The organism is Aeromonas sp. 11P (assembly GCF_051920165.1).
In the GTDB taxonomy this organism is placed as follows: domain Bacteria; phylum Pseudomonadota; class Gammaproteobacteria; order Enterobacterales; family Aeromonadaceae; genus Aeromonas; species Aeromonas veronii.
Genome location: NZ_JBQBDJ010000004.1, coordinates 1,742,710 through 1,764,979 on the forward strand (window position 1 = coordinate 1,742,710; position 22,270 = coordinate 1,764,979).

Sequence of the window (22,270 nt, forward strand, 5' to 3'; positions counted from 1 at the left end):
GCCTTAAAACCTCTAATCAAAAACCAACTCGACCCGCTCTCGCCCAAGCAGGACGCGCAAGTCATCTAACAGTTGATCGGTGGGCGTCACCCGCCACTCGGTACCAAGCGTCAATCGCACCCGGGAACCGGGGCGACAGTAGTTTACCTGAACCGGACAGACTCCGGCACGAGCGGGCTCCAAAATCTCGCACAAACGCGGAAAAAAGCGATCATCGATACGCTGTTCATCGAGGGAGATGCGGATTGCTCTGGCAAAACGCTCCCTCGCATCGTTGATATCCAGTAATTCACGGGCCGACATTTTAAGGCCACCGGAGAAGTCATCAAAGCTGACCTGTCCAGAAACCACCAAAATGCGGTCTTTTTGCATCAATTCTTCATATTTTTCCAGCGCTTCACTGAACAGGGTCACATCGAGACGGCCGGAGCGGTCGTCCAGGGTGAAGATCCCCATCTTGTTGCCACGCTTGGTCACCATGCTGCGGGCGGCAATCACCAGCCCCGCCGCCGTGGTCACGGTATCGCGGGAAGTAGGATGCAGATCGCACAGGCGGCCCGAGGTGTAACGGCGCAATTCGCTGCTGTACTGGTTGATGGGGTGACCGGTGAGATAGAGCCCGAGGGTCTCGCGCTCCCCTTCCAGCCACACCTTGTCAGGCCAGTGCGGCACGTTGGCGAACGCCTTCTTGACGTCGTCGATCTCCTCAGTAAGCACACCGAACATGTCGACCTGCCCCACCGCCTGCGCCTTGGCGTGCTGCTCGGCGGCGCGCATCGCCTCCTCCAGGGTCGCCATCAGGGCGGCACGGTGGGGGCCGAGCCGATCCATGGCGCCGGAGAGAATAAGCTTCTCCATCACCCGCTTGTTGAGCTTCTTGATGTCGACCCGGTTGCAGAAGTCGAACAAATCGCGGAACGGGCCATCCCGATCCCGCGCCTCCAGAATTGCGTCGATGGGGCCTTCCCCCACCCCCTTCACCGCACCGATGCCGTAGACGATATGGCCATCTTCGTTGACGTTGAAGCGATAGCGGCCAGTGTTCACATCCGGCGGGATCACGGTGAGCCCCATCCGCTGGCACTCATCCACCAGGGTCACGATCTTGTCGGTATTGTCCATATCGGCGGTCATCACCGCCGCCATGAACTCAGCCGGAAAGTGGGTCTTGAGCCAGAGAGTCTGGTAGGAGACCAGCGCGTAGGCCGCGGAGTGGGATTTGTTGAAGCCGTAGCCCGCAAACTTTTCCACCAGATCGAAGATCTTCATCGCCAGCTCGCCGTCGACGCCATTCTTGACGGCGCCCTCCTCGAAACCGGCCCGCTGCTTGGCCATCTCCTCGGGTTTTTTCTTACCCATGGCCCGGCGCAACATGTCCGCGCCACCGAGCGTGTAGCCCGCCAGGGTCTGGGCAATCTGCATCACCTGCTCCTGATAGAGGATGATGCCGTAGGTGGGTTCGAGGATGGGCTTGAGGCTCTCGTGCTGCCACTTTTCGTCCGGATAGGAGATGGCTTCATTACCGTGTTTACGGTCGATGAAGTTATCCACCATGCCTGACTGGAGCGGGCCCGGACGGAACAGAGCCACCAGTGCGATCATGTCTTCGAAGCAGTCGGGGCGCAGCCGCTTGATGAGATCCTTCATGCCGCGGGATTCAAGCTGGAATACCGCTGTGGTCTCGTAGCGCTGCAGCAGGTCGAACGACTTCTTGTCATCGATGGGGATGGCGGCGATATCGACCGGCGGCTTGCCCTCTTTGGCAAGACGCGGGTTTATCATGCCGAGCGCCCAGTCGATGATGGTCAGGGTCCGCAGACCGAGGAAGTCGAACTTCACCAGACCGGCGTATTCCACGTCGTTCTTGTCGAACTGGGTGACCGGGTGGTGGCCCTCATCATCGCAGTAGAGCGGCGCAAAATCGGTGATCTTGGTGGGCGCGATCACCACGCCACCGGCATGTTTACCGGCGTTGCGCACCACCCCTTCCAGGCGGCGGGCCATGTCGATGAGGTCTTTGACCTCCTCATCCTGCTCGTAGAGCTCGGGCAGCTTGGGCTCGGCCTCGAATGCCTTGGCAAGCGTCATGCCCGGATCCGGCGGGATCAGCTTGGAGATGCGATCGACAAAGCCGTAGGCGTGGCCCAGCACCCGGCCCACATCCCGCACCACCGCCTTGGCCGCCATGCTGCCGAAGGTGATGATCTGCGACACCGCATCCCGGCCATACATGTCGGAGACGTGCTCAATCACCTCGTCGCGTCGGTCCATGCAGAAGTCGACGTCGAAGTCGGGCATGGATACCCGCTCGGGGTTGAGGAAACGTTCGAACAGCAGGTCAAATTCCAGCGGATCGAGGTCGGTGATCTTGAGGGCGTAGGCCACCAGAGAACCTGCACCCGAGCCACGGCCCGGGCCAACGGGGATGCCGTTGTCCTTGGACCACTGGATAAACTCCATCACGATGAGGAAGTAACCCGGGAAGCCCATCTGGTTGATCACTTTCAGCTCGATGTCGAGACGCTCGTCATACTCGGGACGACGCTCGGCCCGCACCGCCGGATCCGGGAACAGAAACTCGAGACGCTCCTCCAGACCCTCTTTCGACTTGGCCACCAGAAAATCTTCGGTAGTCATGTCGCCGGTCGGGAAGTTGGGCAGGAAATATTCGCCGAGACGCACCGTCACGTTGCAGCGCTTGGCGATCTCCACCGTGTTCTCCAGCGCCTCGGGAATGTCGGCAAACAGTTCCGCCATCTCCTCCTGACTGCGCAGGTACTGCTGGGGGCTGTAGCGACGGGGACGGCGCTTGTCCATCAGGGTATAGCCATCGTGGATGGCGACCCGGATCTCGTGGGCGTCGAAGTCATCGGCGTTGAGGAACACCACCTCGTTGGTGGCGACTACCGGCAGCGCAAACTCGGTGGCAATCGCCACCGCCATGTGCAGATAGACCTCTTCGTCGGGTCGACCGGTGCGCAGCAGTTCGAGGTAGTAAGCATCGGGGAAATGGGTCTGGTAGAAGGCGAGACACTGCTCGGTCATCTGGCGGTTGCCCTTGAGCAGGAACTTGCCCACATCCCCCTCGCGGCCGCCGGAAAGGACGATCACCCCCTTGGCATGCTCGGCAAGCCAGCCCTTGTCGATGACCGGACGCCCCTGCACGTGGCCGCGCTGGTAACCGCGGGAAATAAGCAGGGTGATGTTCTGGTAGCCGTCGTTGTCCATGGCCAGCAGGGTGAGGCGGAACTGCTCGTCGCCGAGCTCATCGCTCTGCACCCAGAAGTCGGCACCGACGATGGGTTTGATCCCCTTGCCGTGGGCCGCGCCATAGAAGCGCACCAGACCGCACATGTTCATCTGATCGGTCAGCGCCAGCGCCGGCATGTTGTTGGCCGCCGCCGCCCCGACGATGGGGTTGATCTTCTGCAGGCCATCGACCATGGAGAAGTCGGAGTGGACTCGCAGGTGGACAAAACGGGGGTCAGCCATCGTCATCTCCTCTCGCTGCTCAAACTAAATGGCATGGTCTACTCGATCCCCAGTGCGCGGCGCACCGGTTTGAAGCTCTTGCGATATTCGGGCAACGGGCCCCGTTCGGCCAGAATGGCGAGGTGCTCCGCAGTCGGATAGCCCTTGTGACGGGCAAAGCCATACTCGGGATGACGGCTGTCCAGCTCGGTCATCTCCGCATCGCGGGTCACCTTGGCGAGGATAGAAGCGGCGCTGATGGCGGCCACCAGGCTATCGCCCTTGACCACGGCACGCGCTTCCATCGGCAATGCAGGGCAACGGTTGCCATCGATAAAGACCAGCTCGGGGGTGACCTTCAACCCCGCCACGGCGCGCTGCATCGCCAGCATGGTGGCATGCAGGATGTTGAGCTCGTCGATCTCCTCCGGAGTGGCGCGACCAATGGCCCAGGCGAGCGCTTTCTCTTTGATCTCGTCAAACAGCGCGAGGCGCTTCTTCTCGGAGAGCTTCTTGGAGTCTGCCAGCCCGACAATGGGATTGGCGGGATCGAGAATGACCGCAGCGGTGACCACGTCACCCACCAGCGGGCCACGGCCCACTTCGTCCACACCGGCAACCAGCTTGTCGTCAGGAATATCGATCATCATCTTGTAGCCTTGAATCAAAACAGGCCCCGTGGGGCCTGACAGGGGGCGACTGGCGCGGCATTACCACTCGAAAACAGATTAACGGATGGCACGGCGCAATCGACGGTCCGAAATAGCGTTATCTGCCGAGCAGATCCACCACCGCGTCGGCGGCCTGCGAGTCGGCATTGCAGCGGATCAGCTGGTGCAGCTCGGTGAAGGTGTTGACCAGCGCGCTGTTGTCGTGCTCGAAGTACTTGCTCACCTCTTCCACCAGATTCTCCGGGGTGCACTCGTGCTGGATGAGTTCCGGCACCAGCATGCGACCGGCCAGCAGGTTGGGCAGGGAGACAAATTCGGTCTTCACCAGTCGCTGTGCCAGCCAGTAGCTGAAGGGCTTGAGCTTGTAGCCCACCACCATCGGCTTTTTGACCAGCATGGCTTCGAGCGCCGCAGTACCGGAGGCCAGCATCACCACGTCAGCGGCGATCATCGCCTCGCGCCCCTGCCCTTCCAGCAGCACCATCTCGAGATCCGGCGCCACTTCGGCCTTGATGGCCATAAACTGCTCGCGCCGTTTCTGGTTGACCAGCGGCACGATAAAACCGAGATCCGGATAGCGCACCGTCAGGTGTTTGCACGCCTCGAGAAACAGGGGGGACATAAAGCCCACTTCCGCCGTGCGGCTGCCCGGCAGTACCGCCAGCCAGCGGCGGTTGGCATCGATACCGAGATTGCGACGCACGGCAGCCTGATCCGGCACCAGCGGAATGTCATCCGCCATGGTGTGGCCGACAAAACGGCAAGGGGCCTCGAAACGGTCGTAGAAAGCTTTCTCGAACGGCAGGAAGGCGAGCACCATATCGGTGGCGGCCTTGATCTTGTGAATCCGGTTCTGGCGCCAGGCCCACACCGAGGGGCTGACATAGTGAACCGTCTTGATACCGGCGCGGCGCAGTTTCAGCTCCACCCCGATATTGAAATCCGGTGCATCCACCCCGATGAAGATATCGGGCGGATTGGCGATAAAGTGGCGCAGCAGTTCGCGACGAACCTTGAGGATACGCGGCAGACGGCCCAGCACCTCGGTGATCCCCATGACGGAGAGCTCTTCCATCTCGAACAGCGCCTTGACGCCCAGAGCCTGCATCCGCGGCCCGGCGATCCCTTCAAACTGCGCGTCCGGGTAGCGCTCTTGCAGCTCGCGCACCAGACCGGCAGCCAGAATGTCGCCGGAGACTTCTCCGGCGACGATACCGATGCGAACCGGATCAGGCACGGATGATCCCGCGCTCGTTGTCTTTGAGGAAGTCCACATAGAGCTGGACTGCCGGCTCGGCTTGCGCCATCTCGATCAGCACCGGCAGCACCTCTTCGATGGTCTTGCCAGAGCGGAAGATCTCTTTGTAGGCACGCTTGACGGCGGAGATCGCCTCAGCGCTGAAACCGCGGCGACGCAGACCTTCGGAGTTGACCCCGAACGGCTTGGCGTAGTTGCCGGCGGCCATCACGTAGGGCGGCACATCCTTGTTCAGGGCGGCGCAGCCACCGACGAAGGCGTGGGAGCCAACGCGGCCAAACTGGTGAATGGCGGAGAGACCACCGAAGATCACGAAGTCACCGATCACCACGTGGCCCGCCAGGGTGGCGTTGTTGGCGAAGATGCAGTTGTCACCGATGATGCAGTCGTGGGCAACGTGAACGTTGACCATAAACAGGTTGCCGCTGCCCACCCTGGTCAGAGATTGATCCTGAATGGTGCCGCGGTGGAAGGTGCAGTTCTCGCGAATGACGTTGTTGTCGCCAATCTCGAGGAAGGTGCGCTCACCGGCGTACTTCTTGTCCTGGCAATCCTCACCAATGGAGGTGTGCTGGAAGATCTTGTTGCCGCGACCAATCTTGGTCGGGCCCTTGATCACCACATGGGAGCCCACCCAGGTGTTGTCGCCGATTTCTACCTCGGCGCCGATGACAGAAAAGGGGCCGATTTCAACCCCTTTACCGATCACGGCAGACTCATGGACGATAGCAGTATCGTGAATGGTGGCAGTCTGATCGATCACGTGTGTTAAACCTCGCGTTTGGCGCACATCAGCTCGGCGGTACAGACCACTTCACCGTCGACGGTAGCGACACCGGTGAACTTGGCAATACCGCGACGCTCTTTCAGGAACTCCACGTCGAGCACCAGTTGATCACCGGGGCCGACCGGGCGCTTGAAGCGAGCGTTGTCGATTGAGGCAAAATAGTAGAGTTCGTTTGGAGACGGCTTGCCCACCATGGTAAAGGCCAGGATACCGGTGGCCTGTGCCATCGCTTCCAGGATCAGTACGCCCGGGAACACCGGCTTGGCCGGGAAGTGCCCCTGGAAGATCGGCTCGTTGAACGAGACGTTCTTGATGGCGCGCAGAGTTTTGCGCTCATCGCTGATCTCGTAGTCGTCTACACGATCCACCATCAGAAACGGATAACGGTGGGGCAGCAGATCCATGATTTCCTGGATACCCAGGCTCTTCTTTTCAGTAGTCAAAACAGTACCCTATACCAATCGTGATTATTCTTGATCCAGCTTCTTCTCAAGCTTGCTTAACCGCTTGTGCATCTCTTCGATACGCATCACCCGGGCGGCGGTCTTGCGCCACTCTTTATTGGTTTGCAGAGGGATGCCGGAAGAGTAGACACCGGGCTCGGTAATGGGTCGCATCACCATGGCCATACCGGTAACGGTGGCCTGGTCGCAGATCTCCATATGCCCGTTAAAGACGGAAGCGCCGCCAATGATACAGTATTTGCCGACCTTGAGACTACCAGCCATCACGGTAGAGCCCGCCACGGCGGTGCCGTAACCGATCTCCACGTTGTGGGCGATCTGGCACTGGTTGTCGATGATGACGTTGTCAGCGATGCGGGTATCTTCCAGCGCACCGCGGTCAATGGTGGTACAGGCACCGATCTCGACCCGGTTGCCAATGGTCACACCGCCGAGCTGGGGGATCTTGATCCACTCGCCACGCTCGTTGGCATAACCGAAACCATCGGCCCCGATCACTGTGCCGGATTGAACCAGACAGTCGGTGCCCATGGTCACATTGTGATAGAGGGTGACGTTGGCCCACAGCCGGGAGCGAGCTCCCAGCCGGGTATTCTTGCCAACGAAACAACCCGGGCCAATGCGGACATCGTCACCCAGCACAACGCCGGATTCGATCACTGCATTGGCACCGATAGCCACTCTCTCGCCCAGCTGGACGTCGGCCGCGATAACGGCACTCGGATGGATATCCGTGGCCGGCTGCGGGGTGGTGTCCAGCAGTTGGGCTACCCGGGCAAAGCCCACATAGGGGTCTTTGAGCACCAGGGCATTGGTGGGACAAAATGGCAGATCCGCTTCGGTAATGAGCACGGCGGTCGCCTTGCTCTGCTCCAGATAGTGCCGGTACTTTTTGTTGGACAGGAAGGTGATATCCCCCTCCCCGGCCTTTTCCAGTGTCGCTACCTTGCGGATTTCCAGGGTTCCGTCGCCATGGACCTGGGCCCCCAGTTGCTGGGCCAGCTGTGCGAGAGTGAATGCCATCAATTAGTTGCTCTTGCTTACCTGAGAAATAACCTGGCCGGAGATGTCCAGCTTGCTGGCGGCATACGGGGCGGCATTGCGCTCCAGCACCAGATCGTAACCATTGCTCTTGGCGATGGAATCGATGGCAGCCTGCACCTTGGTCAGGATCTTGTTGCGCTCTTCGGACTGACGGCGGCCGTTGTCCTGCTCAAAGGCTTGACGCTTCTGGTTGAACTCCATCTGCAGCTTGGCCAGCTTCTCCTGGTTCTGCTTCTTCTGCTCGGCGCTCATGAAGGCTTCATCCTTACGGAACTTCTCGACCAGCTTCTGGCCTTCCTGTTCCAGCTTCTGCAGCTCACGCATACGCGGCTCGAATTCACCTTTCAGCTTGGCTGCAACGGCTTCACGCTGGGGCAGCTTTTGGAAGACTTCGCCCATGTCGACCACGGCGATCTTGGTCTCAGCGAAGGCAGAACCCATGCCGGCAGCCATCAGTGCAAAGCTCAAACCAGCTACTTTCAACGCTTTATTCACACTTACTCCTTGTTCCCTCATGGCGAGGGCTACCTGATTTACCCGATTATGCAAGCGGCGTTAGGACCGTCTTGTTACCTGGTGAGGCACGCATACTGCGCGTCCCATCATTGAAGACCCCCACCGCATGGGTGGGGGCGAAACTCTGCTTAGAAAGTACGACCGATGTTGAAGGAGAAGACTTCGGTGCGATCCCCTTCATATTTTTTGATCGGCTTGGCCAGGGCGAACACCAGCGGGCCCATCGGCGAGAGCCACTGCAGGGAGACACCGGCAGAGACTCGGATATTGCCCGGGTTGGAGTAGTCCTGGCTCAGATAGTTGCAATCAGAACCGGCGGCGCAAGGATATGCTCCGTTGGCAAAGTCAGTGCTCCAGACGGTACCTGCGTCCATAAAGACGGTGGAACGGATCTGCGGACGATAGGTCTCGGAAACGAACGGGGTCGGGAAGACCAGCTCCAGTGAAGCGACGGCCAGAGCGTTACCGCCCACCGAGGTATCGGAACCTTCGTAGTAGCCAGTTTCACACGGCTGAGAACCCGTACAACTGCCAGTACCAGGTTTGTTGTAGGTCTTGTAGATCGCCTTGGGACCAATGGTATTGCTCTTGAAGCCGCGTACCGTATCGAAACCACCGGCATAGTAGTTCTCGAAGAACGGCAGCATGGAGTCGTCGCCATAGCCGTTACCGTAGGAGACACGACCCTTGCCGATCATTACCCAGCTATGATCCGCATCGAGCGGGAAGTAGTGGGCATCTTCGGCAGAGAGCTTGTAGTACTGCAGCTCCATGCCCGGCACGGTCACCTTGGCATTGATACGTTGACGATCACCGGCGGTCGGGAACATCCCCTTGTTCAGGGTAGAGCGGGTCCAGCCAGCGGTGACATCAACGGTCACGAAATCGAGGTTGGAACCATCCTGTGAGTAAGCATTCCAGAACTGATCCATCTGTACCGACTGGCGGTTATCATTCCACTGATCCCAGCAGTAGGTATTGCCATCAGTATCCGGATTGTCCTTCAGACACTCCTGATAGTTCTGGGCATTGAATGACGGACGGCTCAGCTTGGTGCTCTCGATACCGGTACTGAAGTCGAGACGGTTGAACTCGTTGACCGGGAAGCCGCTGGAGAGACGGAAACCGATGGTTTCGTTCTCGTAATCGACAATATCGGCATCATCGGCACGGAACTGGTTGTAGTAGACCCGACCACCCAGGCTGACACCATCCACGGTGAAGTAGGGGTCGTTGTAGCTCAGGTCAACGTTCTTGGAGTAGTCGTTGGTGCTGGCGTTGATGGAGACCTTCTTACCGGTACCCATAAAGTTGTCCTGGGAGATCCCCGCCTGCAGGCTCAGACCCGATTCGGTACCGTAACCGATACCTGCGTTGATGGAGCCTGCTGGCTGCTCCTTGACCTTGAAGTCGAGGTCAACCAGATCATCGTTGCCCGGCACCCGCTTGGTGTCCACTTCGACGCTCTCGAAGTAGCCAAGGCGGTTGAGACGGCTCTTGGACTGCTCGATGTTGTCGGAGGAGAGCCAGGTGCCCTCCATCTGGCGCATCTCGCGACGCAGTACCTGATCTTCGGTGGTGGCGTTACCGCTGAAGTTGATATTGCGCACATAGACACGGGGGCCCGGCTCAACGTTGACGATCAGCTCCACTTCCTTGGTTTTGTCATTGATCTGCGGGAAGGTGACCACTTTGGGATAGGCGTAGCCATAACGGCCGAGGAACTTGGAGAGCACCTCTTCGGTATGAGTCACCTGACTGGCAGAGTAAGTGCTGCCGGCAGCGATCGGGATCAATCCCTTCATCTCACCACCGCGATCGATCAGGTCACCCTTGAGCTGGACACCTGAGACCTTGTACTGATCCCCTTCCTTGATGTTGAGGGTGACGTAGACGCCCTTCTTGTCGGGGGTCATGGAGACCTGGGTAGACTCTTGCTGGAAGCGGATATAGCCGCGGTCCATGTAGTAGGAGCGCAGGGTCTCGATATCACCGGCCAGTTTCTGCTTCTGATAGCGCTGATCGGCGGTGAAGTTCCACCAGGGCACTTCGTCACGCAGGGAGAGCTGGGCAATCAGCTTCTCTTCAGGGAAGACGCTGTTGCCGACGATGTTGATCTGCTGGATCTTGGCCGCTTCACCTTCCACGAAGGTGAACTTGAGGTCGACCCGGTTGCGCGGCAACGGGGTGACGATGGCCTTGACCTTGGCGGAGTATTTACCCACGCCATAGTAGAAATCTTCCAGTCCCTTCTCGAGGGAAGTGAGCACGGTGCGATCCAGCGGATCACCCACACGGATACCGGAGGACTCCAGACTCTGGGTCAGTTGCTCCTCTTTGATATCCTTGTTGCCGGCAAACTCGATGCTGGAGATGGTCGGACGCTCCTTGACCATCACCTGCAGCACCTGGCCGTCACGATAAACCTTCACATCCTCGAAGTTACCCGAGGCATAGAGCTTTTTGATGGCGCTGGCCAGAGCCACGGAATCGACGGTATCACCGACCCGGATCGGCAGGTTCAACAGTGCGGCACCCAGGGTCACCCGTTGCAGACCTTCGACCTGGATATCTTGCACCACAAAAGAGGCAGGGGCCGCCTGGGCCAGGAAACTGGCACCCAGCAGGCAACTCAACACCAATGCTTTTTTAACAGCCATTTTGTTCTTATGTGTCCTTGTTGATGCTCTGGCCTCAGAGGCGAGCGAAATCGTTAAACAGCGCAATGCCCATCAATAACATCAGAATGGCGGCGCCGATCCTGAAACCCACTTCCTGTATTTTCTCTGATACCGGCTTGCCGGTGACCGCTTCGATCAGGAAATAGACCAGATGGCCACCATCGAGCACCGGCAGGGGGAACAGATTGATAATCCCCAGGTTGACGCTGATAAGCGCCAGAAAACTCAAGAAATAGACCAGACCATAGTCGGCACTGCTGCCGGCGCCCTTGGCAATGGAGATGGGGCCGCTCAGGTTGTCCAGCGACACGATGCCACCGATCAACTTGCCAATCATGTCAAAGGTGAGCGTGATCAGGCTCCAGGTCTTGTCCGCGCCATGCCACAGCGCCTGCAAAGGCCCATACTGTAACAGAATTCGATATTCATCCGGTAATGGAACCAGTTGCGGCGAGAGACCGACGAATCCTAACAGCTTGCCCTGCACCTTGCGGCTATCCGGGGTCAGGGTCAGGTTGAGATCACTATTGTTGCGCTCAACCACCACTTGCAGGGGTTCGCCCGGTGCCTGCTGCACCAGCTCGACAAACTGGGCCCACGCGGTAATAGGCTGATCGCCGACCTGTTTGATACGGTCACCGACCTGCAGCCCCGCCTTTTCACTGGCACTCTTGGCCACCACTGCAGCCACGACTGGCAGCACTTTGCCACTCAAGGGGACAATTCCCAAGCTGCCGATGGGCGACTCTTTATCCGGATCGAAAGTCCAGCCGGTCAGCGACAAGGTTTTATCGGTGGCATAGCTGGTATTGGGTGCCTGCACCTTGAGAGTCACAGCATCATCACCCAGATGACTGATAAGGGCGTAAGTGACGCTCTCCCAGTCACCGGTCTGCTCATCGCCGACCCCGACAATCTCCATCCCCGGCACCACACCCGCCTCGGCTACGATGGATGCCGGACGCACTTCACCGATCACCGGCTTGACGCTCGGCACCCCGATGATAAACATCAGCCAGAGTGCAAACAGGGCAAAGACGAAGTTGGCCATAGGACCTGCGGCAACAATCGCCATCCGCGCCCAGACACTCTTGTGGTTGAAGGCATACTGCTCGTCACCGGGCTTGAGTTCATCGACCCGGCCATCGAGCATCTTGACGTAGCCACCGAGGGGGATCAGCGCCAGCACATATTCGGTGCCATCTTTACCCATCCGGCGCCAGATCGCCTTGCCAAAACCGATGGAGAAGCGCTCAACCTTGACGCCACAACGACGGGCCACCCAGAAGTGACCAAACTCGTGCACTGCGACCAGCAGGCCCAGCGCAACAACAAAGGCACCGATATTCCACAACACACCGCCCATCAGCCAAGCTCCTCAATCAAAGTGTGAGCACGGGCTCTTGCCGCACCGTCCAGGGCAAACAGATCATCGAGTGAGCCGACTGCGCTGCTCTCCAGCGCCAGCATCACTGCCTCGTTGATCCGGGCAATATCCATAAAGCCGATGCGCCCGGCCAGGAAGGCGGCAACCGCCTCCTCGTTGGCCGCATTGAGCGCAGTGGTCGCCGCTTGTCCCTTCTGGCAGGCATTGATGGCCAACGCCAGACAGGGGTAGCGATCGTAATCAGGCCGGATAAAGCTGAACTCTCCGACACTGAAGAAATCCAAAGGTTCCACACTGGAGGGGATGCGATTGGGATAAGCCAGCGCATGGGCGATGGGGGTACACATATCCGGATTGCCAAGCTGGGCCAGCACAGAGCCATCCTTGTACTGCACCATGGAGTGGATCACCGACTGCGGGTGGATCACCACCTGGATCTGCTCGGGCGCCGCATTGAACAGCCAGCGCGCCTCGATGTACTCCAGCCCCTTGTTGATCATGGTGGCGGAGTCGACCGAAATCTTGGCCCCCATCGACCAGTTGGGATGAGCGATGGCCTGCGCCGGCGTCACCTTCGCCAGATCGCTGATCTCGGTGTAACGGAACGGACCGCCGGAACCGGTCAGCAAAATCTTGCTGATCCCCGCCGCCGCCAGATCGCAAAAACCGGGCTGGCGCTGCACGGCGGTCGGCAGACACTGGAAGATAGCATTGTGTTCGCTGTCGATGGGCAGCAGCTCGGCGCCATGTTCGCGCACGGCTTCCATGAAGAAAGCACCGGACATCACCAGCGCCTCCTTGTTAGCCAGCAAAATTCGCTTGCCGGCACGTACCGCGGCCATGGTCGGGGCCAGTCCGGCCGCACCGACGATGGCGGCCATCACGCTATGGGTGTCGGGGTGAGCGGCAACCTCGCAGAGGGCTGCTGCACCAGACATGACCCGGGTCGCACTGCCGTGCGCTTTCAGACGGGCAGCCAGTTCACGGGCGGCATCCTCATCGACCATCACGGCAAAACGGGGGAGAATTCGAGGCAGTCCCGCAACATGGCATCCACGTTGCGCGCGGCGGTCAACGCCAATACTTGCCAACTGCCCGGGTTATGGCGCAGCACTTTCAAGGTACTCTGACCGATGGAGCCGGAGGCCCCCAGAATAACCAGTGACTTGTGCATCAAAACTCCTGACTGAGTAGCAGATAACTGAGCAGAAACACCGGCAGGGCGGCGGTCAGGCTGTCGATCCGGTCGAGAATGCCGCCATGACCCGGCAGCAGGGTGCCGGAGTCCTTGATGCCTGCTTCGCGCTTGAACATGCTTTCGGTCAGATCGCCGAGTACGGAAGCAAGCACCGCCAGCAGAGAGCAAAACAGCACGGTGATCATCTTGGCAGGAACAAATCCCATCGACCAGGTAACGCCGATGGCCAGCAGGCTGGCGGTAAAGAGGCCGCCACACATTCCTTCGATGGTTTTGCCCGGACTGACGGCGGGGGCAAGCTTGTGCTTACCGAACGCCTTGCCGAAAAAATACGCGCCAGAATCTGCCGCCCAGACCAGTCCCATCACGAACAACAGGATCCAGGCGCCCATCATGGGGTCATGGTAAAAGTTGTAACCACGGATGGCGACCAGCGACCAGAAGAAGGGAACCAGAGTCACCAGACCAAACAGCGACTTGAGCCAGATAGACTCTTTCCACAGCTTGGCGCTTTGGGGATAGCGCAGCACCAGCAACAGACCCAGCAGCCACCAGCTTACCGCGGTCCAGAGCACGCCCATCACGAGGGGGTGCAGGTGGGGCGTCCAGAGTTGCTCCACCGGCAGCCAAAAGAGGCTGGCACCGAGCAACAGACAAAATACAATGGGCAACCATTGCTGCGGAGCAGCAGAGACAAACCCACTCCATTCGCGACTGGCCAACAAAAACACCAGCGCAGCCAACAGGGCAAAAAATTTCAATGGCAGAAAGAAGAGCGCCCCCAACACCAGGGGGATCAACATCAAAGCAGTAATAATTCGTTGTTTTAGCAAAAGAAACCTCTCTCTTGGGAGCGGGGTTTAGCCGGTCTGCTGCTCGGCGATCAATTCCCGTATCTGTTCACCCGTGCAACCGAAGCGACGCTCGCGGGCAACGAAAGAGGCAACCGCCTCACTGAACTCGGCCTCGTTGAAATCGGGCCACAATACCGGGGTAAAATAGAGCTCGGCATAGGCGAGCTGCCATAACACAAAGTTGCTGATGCGATGATCGCCACCGGTGCGGATCAACAGGTCCACGGGTGGCAGATCGGCCATGCAAACCTCGCGGGTCAACATGGATTCATCAATGTCGTCAGCGGCCAGTTCACCGGCCGCCACTGCTTTAGCCAGCTTGCGGGCCGCCTGGGCGATATCCCACTGGCCGCCATAGTTGGCCGCAATGTTCAGGGTCAACCCCTTGTTATTGGCGGTCAAGGCTTCCGCCTTGGCGATTTTGGCCTGCAACCGCTCACTAAAGCGAGCTGTATCGCCAATCACCTTGAGCCGGATCCCGTTGTTGTGCAGTTTCTGCACCTCACGACCCAGCACTGTGATGAACAGTTCCATCAAGGCACTGACCTCCCCTTCCGGGCGGCGCCAGTTCTCGCTGGAGAATGCAAACAGGGTCAATGCCTCGATCTTGGCACGCGCAGCAAAGGTAACGGCCTCGCGCACTGACTTGACGCCCGCCTTGTGGCCATAAACCCGCATCTTGCCTCGGTTCTGGGCCCAGCGACCGTTACCATCCATGATGATGGCGACGTGACGGGGTAAAGACGAGTTGGCACAATCACCCAACGCAGCCAAAAGCGACATGTAATTCTCCCACAAAGACAAAAGCGCCGTGCAGGGGCACTACACGGCGCTCGTAATATACCTTTCAGACGGTTAGATTTCCATTAGCTCCTTCTCCTTTACGGCAAGGGCCTCATCGACCAGCTTGATGTAGGAGTCGGTCAGTTTCTGGATCTCTTCCTGGGCGCGACGGTCGTCATCCTCGGAGATCTCTTTGTCCTTCAGCAGCGCTTTCAGGTCGGCGTTGGCGTCACGACGGATGTTACGCACGGCAACACGAGCGTTTTCCGCTTCGGCACGAACGATCTTGGTCAGGTCACGACGGCGCTCTTCGGTCAGCGGCGGCAGCGGTACGCGCAGGGTCTGGCCATTGCTGGACGGGTTCAGGCCCAGATCGGAGGTCAGAATCGCCTTCTCTACCGCCTGGATCATGGAGCGGTCAAAAATGGAGATGGAGAGGGTGCGAGCATCTTCTGCCACGACGTTGGCCAACTGTTTCAGCGGAGTGGCAGCACCGTAATACTCAACCTGGATGCCGTCGAGCAGGCTCGGGTGAGCGCGGCCGGTACGGATCTTGGACATTTGAGTCTTGAGCGCTTCTACGCTCTTGCCCATACGGTCCTTGGCGTCGTTTTTAATCTCGTTGATCACAGTGGTTTTCCTTTTGGCGAACGAGCCGCTACACGGCCCGTGTCTATCTTATTTACTGACGTGATGGATAGGATAAGAGCGCCAGGTGGCTCACTTTTATCTTATTTACCAACGTGGTGGATCAGAGTGCCTTCCGGTTCACCCATGACAACCCGGCGCAGGGCACCCGGTTTGTTCATGTTGAACACGCGGATCGGCAGATCATGGTCACGTGCCAGGGTAAAGGCAGCAAGATCCATCACCTTGAGCTCTTTTTCAAGAACTTCATCATAACTCAGTTCATGATACAGCACGGCATCCGGATTCTTGACCGGATCTTCGTTGTATACACCATCAACCTTGGTGGCTTTGAGCACTACGTCAGCTTCGATCTCGATCCCGCGCAGACAAGCCGCAGAATCGGTAGTGAAGAAGGGGTTGCCGGTACCGGCAGAGAAGATAACGACTTTGCCAGCACGCAGCTGGCTGATTGCCTCGGCCCAGCTGTAGGAGTCGCAGACGCCTTGCAGGGAGATGGCAGACATCAGACGGGCATTCACATAAGCACGATGCAGGGCATCACGCATGGCCAGACCGTTCATCACGGTTGCCAGCATACCCATGTGGTCGCCCACCACGCGGTTCATGCCCGCTTTGGCAAGACCGGCACCACGGAACAGGTTGCCGCCACCGATGACCAAACCGACCTGAACACCCAACTCAACCAGTTCTTTGATCTCTTGGGCCATCCGCTCCAGCACCGCCGGATCAATGCCGAAACCCTCGGATCCTTGCAGGGCTTCACCACTCAACTTCAGAAGAACACGTCTGTATGCAGGTTTGGGATTGGTACTCATGTCACTGATTCCTGGTCATATAAAGACCGCGACATAAGTCGCGGTCTGGGGAAACGGAAAAACCGGTTCGATTAGGCCTTTTGAGCGGCCGCGATTTGGGCTGCAACTTCAGCAGCGAAATCGGTCTCTTGCTTCTCGATGCCTTCGCCCACTTCGAAACGGGTGAAGGAGACAACGTCAGCGCCTTCTTTCTTCAGCAGCTCGGCAACGGTCATGGAAGGATCCTTCACGAACGGTTGACCAGTCAGGGAAACCTCACCGGTGAACTTCTTCATGCGGCCTTCAACCATCTTCTCGGCGATCTCTTTCGGCTTGCCGGAGTTGATGGCGATGTCGATCTGGATTTCGCGCTCTTTGGCAACGACTTCAGCAGACACGTCTTCAGGCTTGACGAATTGCGGGCTGTTGGCAGCAACGTGCATGGCCAGATCTTTGGCCAGCTCGGCAGAACCACCGGTCAGCTTGGTGATAACACCAATGCGGGAACCGTGAACGTAGGTACCCAGGTTGTCGCCTTCAACCAGCATCACGCGACGCAGGTTCATGTTCTCACCGATCTTGGCGATCAGGTTGGTGATGGTCAGCTCGACGGATTCGCCGTTACCGAAGTCAGCGGCTTTCAGCGCGTCAACGTCAGCAATTTTCTGGGTCGCAGCGATGTCAGCGATCTTCTGGCCCATTGCCATGAAGCTGGCATCTTTGGCGACGAAGTCGGTTTCGCTGTTCAGCTCGATCATGACGGCAACGTTGCCTTCGGTGCGAGCAAAGATAACGCCTTCAGCGGCGATACGGCCAGCTTTCTTGGCGGCTTTGGCCTGACCGGATTTGCGCATGTTCTCAATTGCCAGCTCGATATCACCAGCAGCTTCTTCCAGTGCTTTTTTGCAATCCATCATGCCAGCGGCAGTGCGCTCGCGCAGTTCTTTTACCAGGGCGGCAGTAACGTTAGCCATGTCCAGTATCCTCGGTCTTGAATTGACAAGAAACAGGGGCCACAAGGGCCCCTGCTAACCAATTACATCAGCTTGGTTAATAAGGGCTTTACAGTCCTTATCAATTACTCAGCTTCAACGAAGCCATCTTGTTCGGCTTGAACAACGATGTCCTGAGCGCGAGCTTCCAGTACGGTGTCAGCAGCAGCATTCAGGTACAGCTGTACGGCACGGATAGCGTCGTCGTTACCCGGGATGACATAGTCAACGCCGTCCGGGTTGGAGTTGGTATCAACGATGGAAACTACCGGGATACCCAGGTTATTGGCTTCTTTGATAGCGATATGCTCGTGGTCGGCATCGACAACGAACAGAACGTCAGGCAGGCCGCCCATGTTCTTGATACCACCCAGGCTCTTCTCCAGCTTTTCCATTTCGCGAGTACGCATCAGCGCCTCTTTCTTGGTCAGCTTGTCGAAGGTACCGTCCTGGCTCTGGGTTTCCAGATCTTTCAGGCGCTTGATAGACTGACGAACGGTTTTCCAGTTGGTCAGCATACCGCCCAGCCAGCGGTGGTTTACATAGAACTGGTCGCAACGCTCAGCGGCTTCTTTTACGGCTTCAGACGCGGCACGCTTGGTACCAACGAACAGTACCTTGCCTTTCTTGGCAGCTACGGAGCTGATGAAGTTCATGGCATCGTCAAACATCGGAACGGTTTTTTCCAAGTTGATGATGTGAACTTTGCTGCGGGCACCGAAGATGTAGGATTTCATTTTCGGGTTCCAGTAACGAGTCTGGTGACCGAAGTGAACGCCGGCTTGCAGCATGTCGCGCATAGAAACTTTAGCCATTTTATACCTCTGTATTGGGGTTAGGCCTCCACACATCCCATATAACCGACCCGTTAAGGCACCCCGGCATATGTGTCGATGTGTGTGTGTTGTTTAAGTAAGGGTGATGAAATCGGGACGCAAGTTCCCCATTCCGGCGCGCTTTATACCATAACTTTGTTCAGGACACCACCGGCCGACACCCTAAACAGGTGTAAATATGGATCCCGCCAGAGGATGCTGCGACGCCGATTTGACGTTGTGATGACAATCACACTGGAAGTACGCGGGGGTTGCGGATAAAATTTTGCCCTGATTGCAAACGCATCTATTTTTCATTACCTGTCCTGTCTGCCCTCGCAGGCCCAGTGGCAGGCCGCAAGAGAGATCCCATGTCCATTAAAATCAAGACACCGGAAGAGATTGAAAAGATGCGCGTTGCCGGCCAATTGGCCGCCGATGTGCTGGTCATGATTGCGCCCCATGTCAAAGCTGGCGTCACCACTGACGAACTGAACACCCTCTGCCACGACTATATTGTCGACGTACAACAGGCGGTTCCAGCTCCGCTCAACTACCACGGCTTCCCCAAATCCATCTGCACCTCGGTGAACGATGTGATCTGCCACGGTATCCCGAATCACAAGAAGCTGCGTGATGGCGACATCATCAACCTGGATATCACCGTCATCAAGGATGGCTACCACGGCGATACCTCGGCCATGTTCATCGTGGGTGAAACCACCCCGCTGCGCCGCCAGCTCTGCAAGGTTGCGCAAGAGAGCCTCTATGCCGCCATCAAGAAGGTGCGCCCGGGTGCCTGCATCACCGAGATCGGCGCTGTTATTCAGCCCATCGTCGAGAAGGCAGGTTTCTCCGTAGTGCGTGACTACTGCGGCCACGGCATCGGTGCCGAGTTCCACGAAGAGCCGCAGATCCTCCACTATCGCAACAGCGGCAAGCTGGAGCTGAAAGCGGGCATGTGCTTCACCATCGAGCCCATGGTCAACAGCAAGAAGTACCACTGCAAAGTCAATCCGAAGGATGGCTGGACCGTCACCACCAAGGATGGCGGCGACTCCGCCCAGTGGGAGCACACCCTGCTGGTGACCGAGGATGGCTGCGAAGTGCTGACCCTCCGCCCCGACGACACTATCGACCGCTTCATCAAACACAGCTAACATCGAACCCCGGCCCTTTAGCGAAAAGCGCCGGGGTTTTTACTGCCCGTTTCAGCCATATGCCTGCCACTTGTGTGTGAGATGCCATGGACGCCAGCCTGCTTTCCCCCCACCTGTTACCCGACGACCAGCTCACCCGCGACAACTGCAAAGAGTACCTGAGCCGCTTTCTCGGCTGGCTGCACGCCCGTTTCGATGCTGGTGACAACATCATCGAGCTGGTCGCCACCCGCTCCGAGTACATGGATCAGTTGCTCTGCCGGTTGTGGCAGAAGTTCGGCTTTGACAAGAGCGATCTGACCCTGATCGCGGTGGGGGGCTATGGCCGCGGCGAGTTGCACCCCCACTCCGATATCGACCTGCTGATCCTCTATGATGGCGACGAGCTGGACGAGGTGTTGGGACTACGCATCGGCGAGTTCATCACCTTGCTGTGGGATCTCAAGCTTGAGGTGGGTCAGGCGGTGCGCAACGTGGCGGAGTGTCTCGAGCAGGGGCGTGCCGATATCACGGTCGCCACCAACCTCATTGAGGCCCGCTACATCACTGGTCGCCAAGAGGGCTTCCGGCAACTGAAAGAGGCCACCGGCCCCCAGCACTTCTGGCCGAGCGAAGCCTTCTTTCGCGCCAAGCGCCAGGAGCAAGCGGAGCGTCATCAGCAGTTTCTCGGCACCGCCTACAAGCTGGAGCCCGATCTCAAGAGCAATCCGGGCGGCCTGCGCGACATTCAAACCCTCGCCTGGGTCGCCCGCCGCCACTTTGGCGCTACCACCTTGTTCGAGATGACCAGCCACGGCTTTCTCAACCGTGCCGAGTACCGCGAACTACTCGACTGCCAGAATTTTCTCTGGAAGGTGCGCTTTGCCCTGCACATGGCCATCAACAAGGGAGATAACCGCCTGCTGTTCGATCGCCAGCGCACCGTGGCCCAGATGCTGGGGTTCGAAGGGGAAGGCAACACTCCGGTCGAGCAGATGATGAAACGCTTCTACCAGACGGTGCGGCGGGTCTCGGAACTCAACGAAATGCTGCTGCAGCTGTTTGACGAAGCGATCCTCGGCAACACCGCCATGGATGTGCGCCGCCTCTCCGACGAGTTCCAGCTCCGTGGCCGCCTCATCGATGCGGTGGATGCGGAGCTGTTTAGCCGTGAACCGGCCGCTATCCTGCGCCTCTTCTATCAGATGGCCCAGCATCCCGAGATTGCGGGCATCCACTCGGCCACCTTGCGCCAACTGCGCGAGGCACGCCGCAAACTCAACTGCTGGTTGCAGGACTTGCCTGACTGCCGTCGCCTGTTTATGGCGCTGCTGCGCCACCCCAACGGCATCGGCCTGCCGCTCACTCTGATGCACAAGTACGGCATCCTCGCCGCCTATCTGCCGCAGTGGAACCTCATCGTCGGCCAGATGCAGTTCGACATGTTCCACGCCTACACGGTGGATGAGCACACCCACCGGCTGCTCAAGAACATTCACCAGTTCCCCAATCCGGCCAGTCGCCAGAGCCACCCGCTCTGCCACGAGGTCTTCACCCGGCTGCGCAAACCGGAGCTGCTCAGCATCGCCGCCCTGTTCCACGATATCGCCAAGGGGCGGCGCGGCGATCACTCGGAGCTCGGCGCTGTCGATGCGCTGGAGTTCTGCCAGCTGCACGGTCTGGATCGCTACGAGAGCCGACTGGTCGCCTGGCTGGTGCGCCACCATCTGCTGATGTCGGTCACAGCCCAGCGCCGCGACATCTATGACCCCGACGTGGTCACCGACTTTGCCCAGAAGGTGCGCGACGAGCAGCATCTCGACCTGCTCTACTGCCTCACCGTGGCCGATATCTGCGCCACCAACGATACCCTGTGGAACGACTGGAAGGGCACCCTGCTGCGGGAACTCTACTTCGCTACCCAGAAGGCGCTGCGCCAGGGGCTGGAGAACCCGCCCGACATGCGACTGCGGATTCGCGAAAACCAGCGTCAGGCCAAGCAACTGCTGGCGCAACGGGATGTATCGGAAGAGGCAATCAACCAGCTCTGGGCCGATTTCAAAGCCGACTATTTCCTGCGCCACAGCCCGGAGCAGATTGCCTGGCACTGCCGCCACATCATCGAGCATGGCGACAATCCGGCACCGCTGGTGATCATCGGCAAACACCCGACCCGCGGCGGCAGCGAGGTGTTTATCTACTGCCGCGATACCCCGAATCTGTTTGCGACCGTGGCCTCGGCACTGGATCAGAAGAACCTCAACATCCACGACGCCCAGATCATGAACTCGCGCAGCAACTATGTACTCGATACCTTCGTGGTGCTGGAGCCGAGCGGCGAACCCATCAGCCCCAACCGCACCGCCACCATCAAGAAGGCGCTGGAGAAGGCGCTGCAGGAGCCGGGCAAGCTGGTGCTGCGCAACAAGCCGCTGTCGCGGCGCCACCGCCAGTTCAGCGTGCCGACCCGGGTGGTCTTCCTGCCCCGCTCTTCGCCCACTAAAGGGGAGAGCCGTCACACCCTGATGGAGCTGACTGCCCTCGATACCCCCGGCCTGCTGGCGCGGATCGGTGCCGTTTTCCAGCAGTGCGGGCTGTCGCTGCACGCAGCCAAAATTGCCACCTTCGGCGAGCGGGTCGAGGACTTTTTCAGCCTGACCAGCCTCGATGGCGAGCCATTGACCGCCGAGCAGCAAAAACAGCTGGAAGAGCGACTGGTACACCAGCTCAATCCCCAGCAGTCGGTACTGGATTAAGCGAAGAGT

Annotated in this window: 17 protein-coding genes and 1 pseudogene; 2 read left to right on the top strand and 16 right to left on the bottom strand. The window is 58.7% G+C overall.

Translation table 11 applies throughout. The features are described 5' to 3' along the window. Positions 1-12: 12 nt before the first annotated feature. The 16 genes and pseudogenes from dnaE to rpsB form a co-directional block, all read right to left on the bottom strand. Positions 13-3,492: a DNA polymerase III subunit alpha gene (gene dnaE / locus ACTG1P_RS07895; RefSeq protein ID WP_440000951.1), complete on the bottom strand. Its 3,480-nt coding sequence runs from the start codon at positions 3,490-3,492 to the stop codon at positions 13-15. A 38-nt stretch (positions 3,493-3,530) separates the two neighbouring features. Further along, positions 3,531-4,121 carry a ribonuclease HII gene (gene rnhB, locus ACTG1P_RS07900; RefSeq protein ID WP_005343795.1) on the bottom strand — a complete coding sequence of 197 codons (591 nt, stop codon included), beginning with the start codon at positions 4,119-4,121 and terminating at the stop codon, positions 3,531-3,533. A 118-nt stretch (positions 4,122-4,239) separates the two neighbouring features. Further along, on the bottom strand, positions 4,240-5,379 hold the full coding sequence (gene lpxB, locus ACTG1P_RS07905; RefSeq protein ID WP_440000952.1) for a lipid-A-disaccharide synthase: 1,140 nt from the start codon (positions 5,377-5,379) through the stop codon (positions 4,240-4,242). Next, a complete protein-coding gene (gene lpxA, locus ACTG1P_RS07910) occupies positions 5,372-6,163 on the bottom strand; it encodes an acyl-ACP--UDP-N-acetylglucosamine O-acyltransferase (RefSeq protein ID WP_440000953.1) in 792 nt (263 codons plus the stop codon). The genes lpxB and lpxA overlap by 8 nt, the downstream gene beginning before the upstream one ends. A gap of 5 nt (positions 6,164-6,168) precedes the next feature. Further along, on the bottom strand, positions 6,169-6,630 hold the full coding sequence (gene fabZ, locus ACTG1P_RS07915) for a 3-hydroxyacyl-ACP dehydratase FabZ (RefSeq protein WP_005338559.1): 462 nt from the start codon (positions 6,628-6,630) through the stop codon (positions 6,169-6,171). Between the two features lie 24 nt (positions 6,631-6,654). Then, positions 6,655-7,674: a UDP-3-O-(3-hydroxymyristoyl)glucosamine N-acyltransferase gene (gene lpxD, locus ACTG1P_RS07920; protein ID WP_005338561.1), complete on the bottom strand. Its 1,020-nt coding sequence runs from the start codon at positions 7,672-7,674 to the stop codon at positions 6,655-6,657. A gap of 3 nt (positions 7,675-7,677) precedes the next feature. Next, a complete protein-coding gene (locus ACTG1P_RS07925; protein ID WP_005338563.1) occupies positions 7,678-8,190 on the bottom strand; it encodes an OmpH family outer membrane protein in 513 nt (170 codons plus the stop codon). A 149-nt stretch (positions 8,191-8,339) separates the two neighbouring features. Further along, complete coding sequence (bamA, locus tag ACTG1P_RS07930) at positions 8,340-10,871, bottom strand: outer membrane protein assembly factor BamA (RefSeq protein ID WP_440000954.1); 2,532 nt, start codon at positions 10,869-10,871, stop codon at positions 8,340-8,342. Positions 10,872-10,905: 34 nt separating this feature from the next. Next, positions 10,906-12,258, bottom strand: a complete 1,353-nt coding sequence (rseP, locus tag ACTG1P_RS07935; protein ID WP_440000955.1) for a sigma E protease regulator RseP — start codon at positions 12,256-12,258, stop codon at positions 10,906-10,908. Next, positions 12,258-13,453 (bottom strand): annotated as a pseudogene (gene ispC / locus ACTG1P_RS07940) (1-deoxy-D-xylulose-5-phosphate reductoisomerase). Before ispC ends, rseP begins: the two are co-directional and overlap by 1 nt. Beyond that, the gene (locus ACTG1P_RS07945; RefSeq protein WP_026034918.1) at positions 13,453-14,310 is read right to left on the bottom strand and encodes a phosphatidate cytidylyltransferase; all 858 of its coding nucleotides are present in this window, start codon (positions 14,308-14,310) and stop codon (positions 13,453-13,455) included. The pseudogene ispC and the gene ACTG1P_RS07945 overlap by 1 nt, the downstream one beginning before the upstream one ends. A gap of 27 nt (positions 14,311-14,337) precedes the next feature. Then, positions 14,338-15,114: a polyprenyl diphosphate synthase gene (gene uppS / locus ACTG1P_RS07950; protein ID WP_005338574.1), complete on the bottom strand. Its 777-nt coding sequence runs from the start codon at positions 15,112-15,114 to the stop codon at positions 14,338-14,340. A 72-nt stretch (positions 15,115-15,186) separates the two neighbouring features. Beyond that, positions 15,187-15,744 (bottom strand): ribosome recycling factor, encoded by a 558-nt coding sequence (gene frr / locus ACTG1P_RS07955; RefSeq protein WP_005338576.1) that lies wholly within the window; start codon positions 15,742-15,744, stop codon positions 15,187-15,189. A 101-nt stretch (positions 15,745-15,845) separates the two neighbouring features. After that, positions 15,846-16,580 (bottom strand): UMP kinase, encoded by a 735-nt coding sequence (gene pyrH / locus ACTG1P_RS07960; RefSeq protein ID WP_005338577.1) that lies wholly within the window; start codon positions 16,578-16,580, stop codon positions 15,846-15,848. Positions 16,581-16,651: 71 nt separating this feature from the next. Beyond that, entirely contained in the window at positions 16,652-17,533 is an 882-nt protein-coding gene (gene tsf / locus ACTG1P_RS07965; protein ID WP_005338578.1) for a translation elongation factor Ts, read from the bottom strand. 104 nt (positions 17,534-17,637) lie between these two features. Then, entirely contained in the window at positions 17,638-18,366 is a 729-nt protein-coding gene (gene rpsB, locus ACTG1P_RS07970; RefSeq protein WP_005303470.1) for a 30S ribosomal protein S2, read from the bottom strand. Positions 18,367-18,737: 371 nt separating this feature from the next. Here rpsB and map point away from each other — a divergent pair, with 371 nt between their 5' ends. Both map and glnD read left to right on the top strand, forming a co-directional pair. Then, positions 18,738-19,526 carry a type I methionyl aminopeptidase gene (gene map, locus ACTG1P_RS07975; protein WP_005338579.1) on the top strand — a complete coding sequence of 263 codons (789 nt, stop codon included), beginning with the start codon at positions 18,738-18,740 and terminating at the stop codon, positions 19,524-19,526. An 86-nt stretch (positions 19,527-19,612) separates the two neighbouring features. After that, positions 19,613-22,261 (top strand): bifunctional uridylyltransferase/uridylyl-removing protein GlnD, encoded by a 2,649-nt coding sequence (glnD, locus tag ACTG1P_RS07980; RefSeq protein ID WP_019445217.1) that lies wholly within the window; start codon positions 19,613-19,615, stop codon positions 22,259-22,261. The last annotated feature ends 9 nt before the right edge of the window (positions 22,262-22,270 follow it).

Bases quoted from the DNA above. Each gene is read 5' to 3' on its own strand.
- dnaE (WP_440000951.1), bottom strand. From the start codon at position 3,492: ATGGCTGACCCCCGTTTTGTCCACCTGCGAGTCCACTCCGACTTCTCC.
- rnhB (WP_005343795.1), bottom strand. From the start codon at position 4,121: ATGATGATCGATATTCCTGACGACAAGCTGGTTGCCGGTGTGGACGAA.
- lpxD (WP_005338561.1), bottom strand. From the start codon at position 7,674: ATGGCATTCACTCTCGCACAGCTGGCCCAGCAACTGGGGGCCCAGGTC.
- bamA (WP_440000954.1), bottom strand. From the start codon at position 10,871: ATGGCTGTTAAAAAAGCATTGGTGTTGAGTTGCCTGCTGGGTGCCAGT.
- rseP (WP_440000955.1), bottom strand. From the start codon at position 12,258: ATGGGCGGTGTGTTGTGGAATATCGGTGCCTTTGTTGTTGCGCTGGGC.
- uppS (WP_005338574.1), bottom strand. From the start codon at position 15,114: ATGTCGCTTTTGGCTGCGTTGGGTGATTGTGCCAACTCGTCTTTACCC.
- pyrH (WP_005338577.1), bottom strand. From the start codon at position 16,580: ATGAGTACCAATCCCAAACCTGCATACAGACGTGTTCTTCTGAAGTTG.
- tsf (WP_005338578.1), bottom strand. From the start codon at position 17,533: ATGGCTAACGTTACTGCCGCCCTGGTAAAAGAACTGCGCGAGCGCACT.
- rpsB (WP_005303470.1), bottom strand. From the start codon at position 18,366: ATGGCTAAAGTTTCTATGCGCGACATGCTGCAAGCCGGCGTTCACTTC.
- map (WP_005338579.1), top strand. From the start codon at position 18,738: ATGTCCATTAAAATCAAGACACCGGAAGAGATTGAAAAGATGCGCGTT.
- glnD (WP_019445217.1), top strand. From the start codon at position 19,613: ATGGACGCCAGCCTGCTTTCCCCCCACCTGTTACCCGACGACCAGCTC.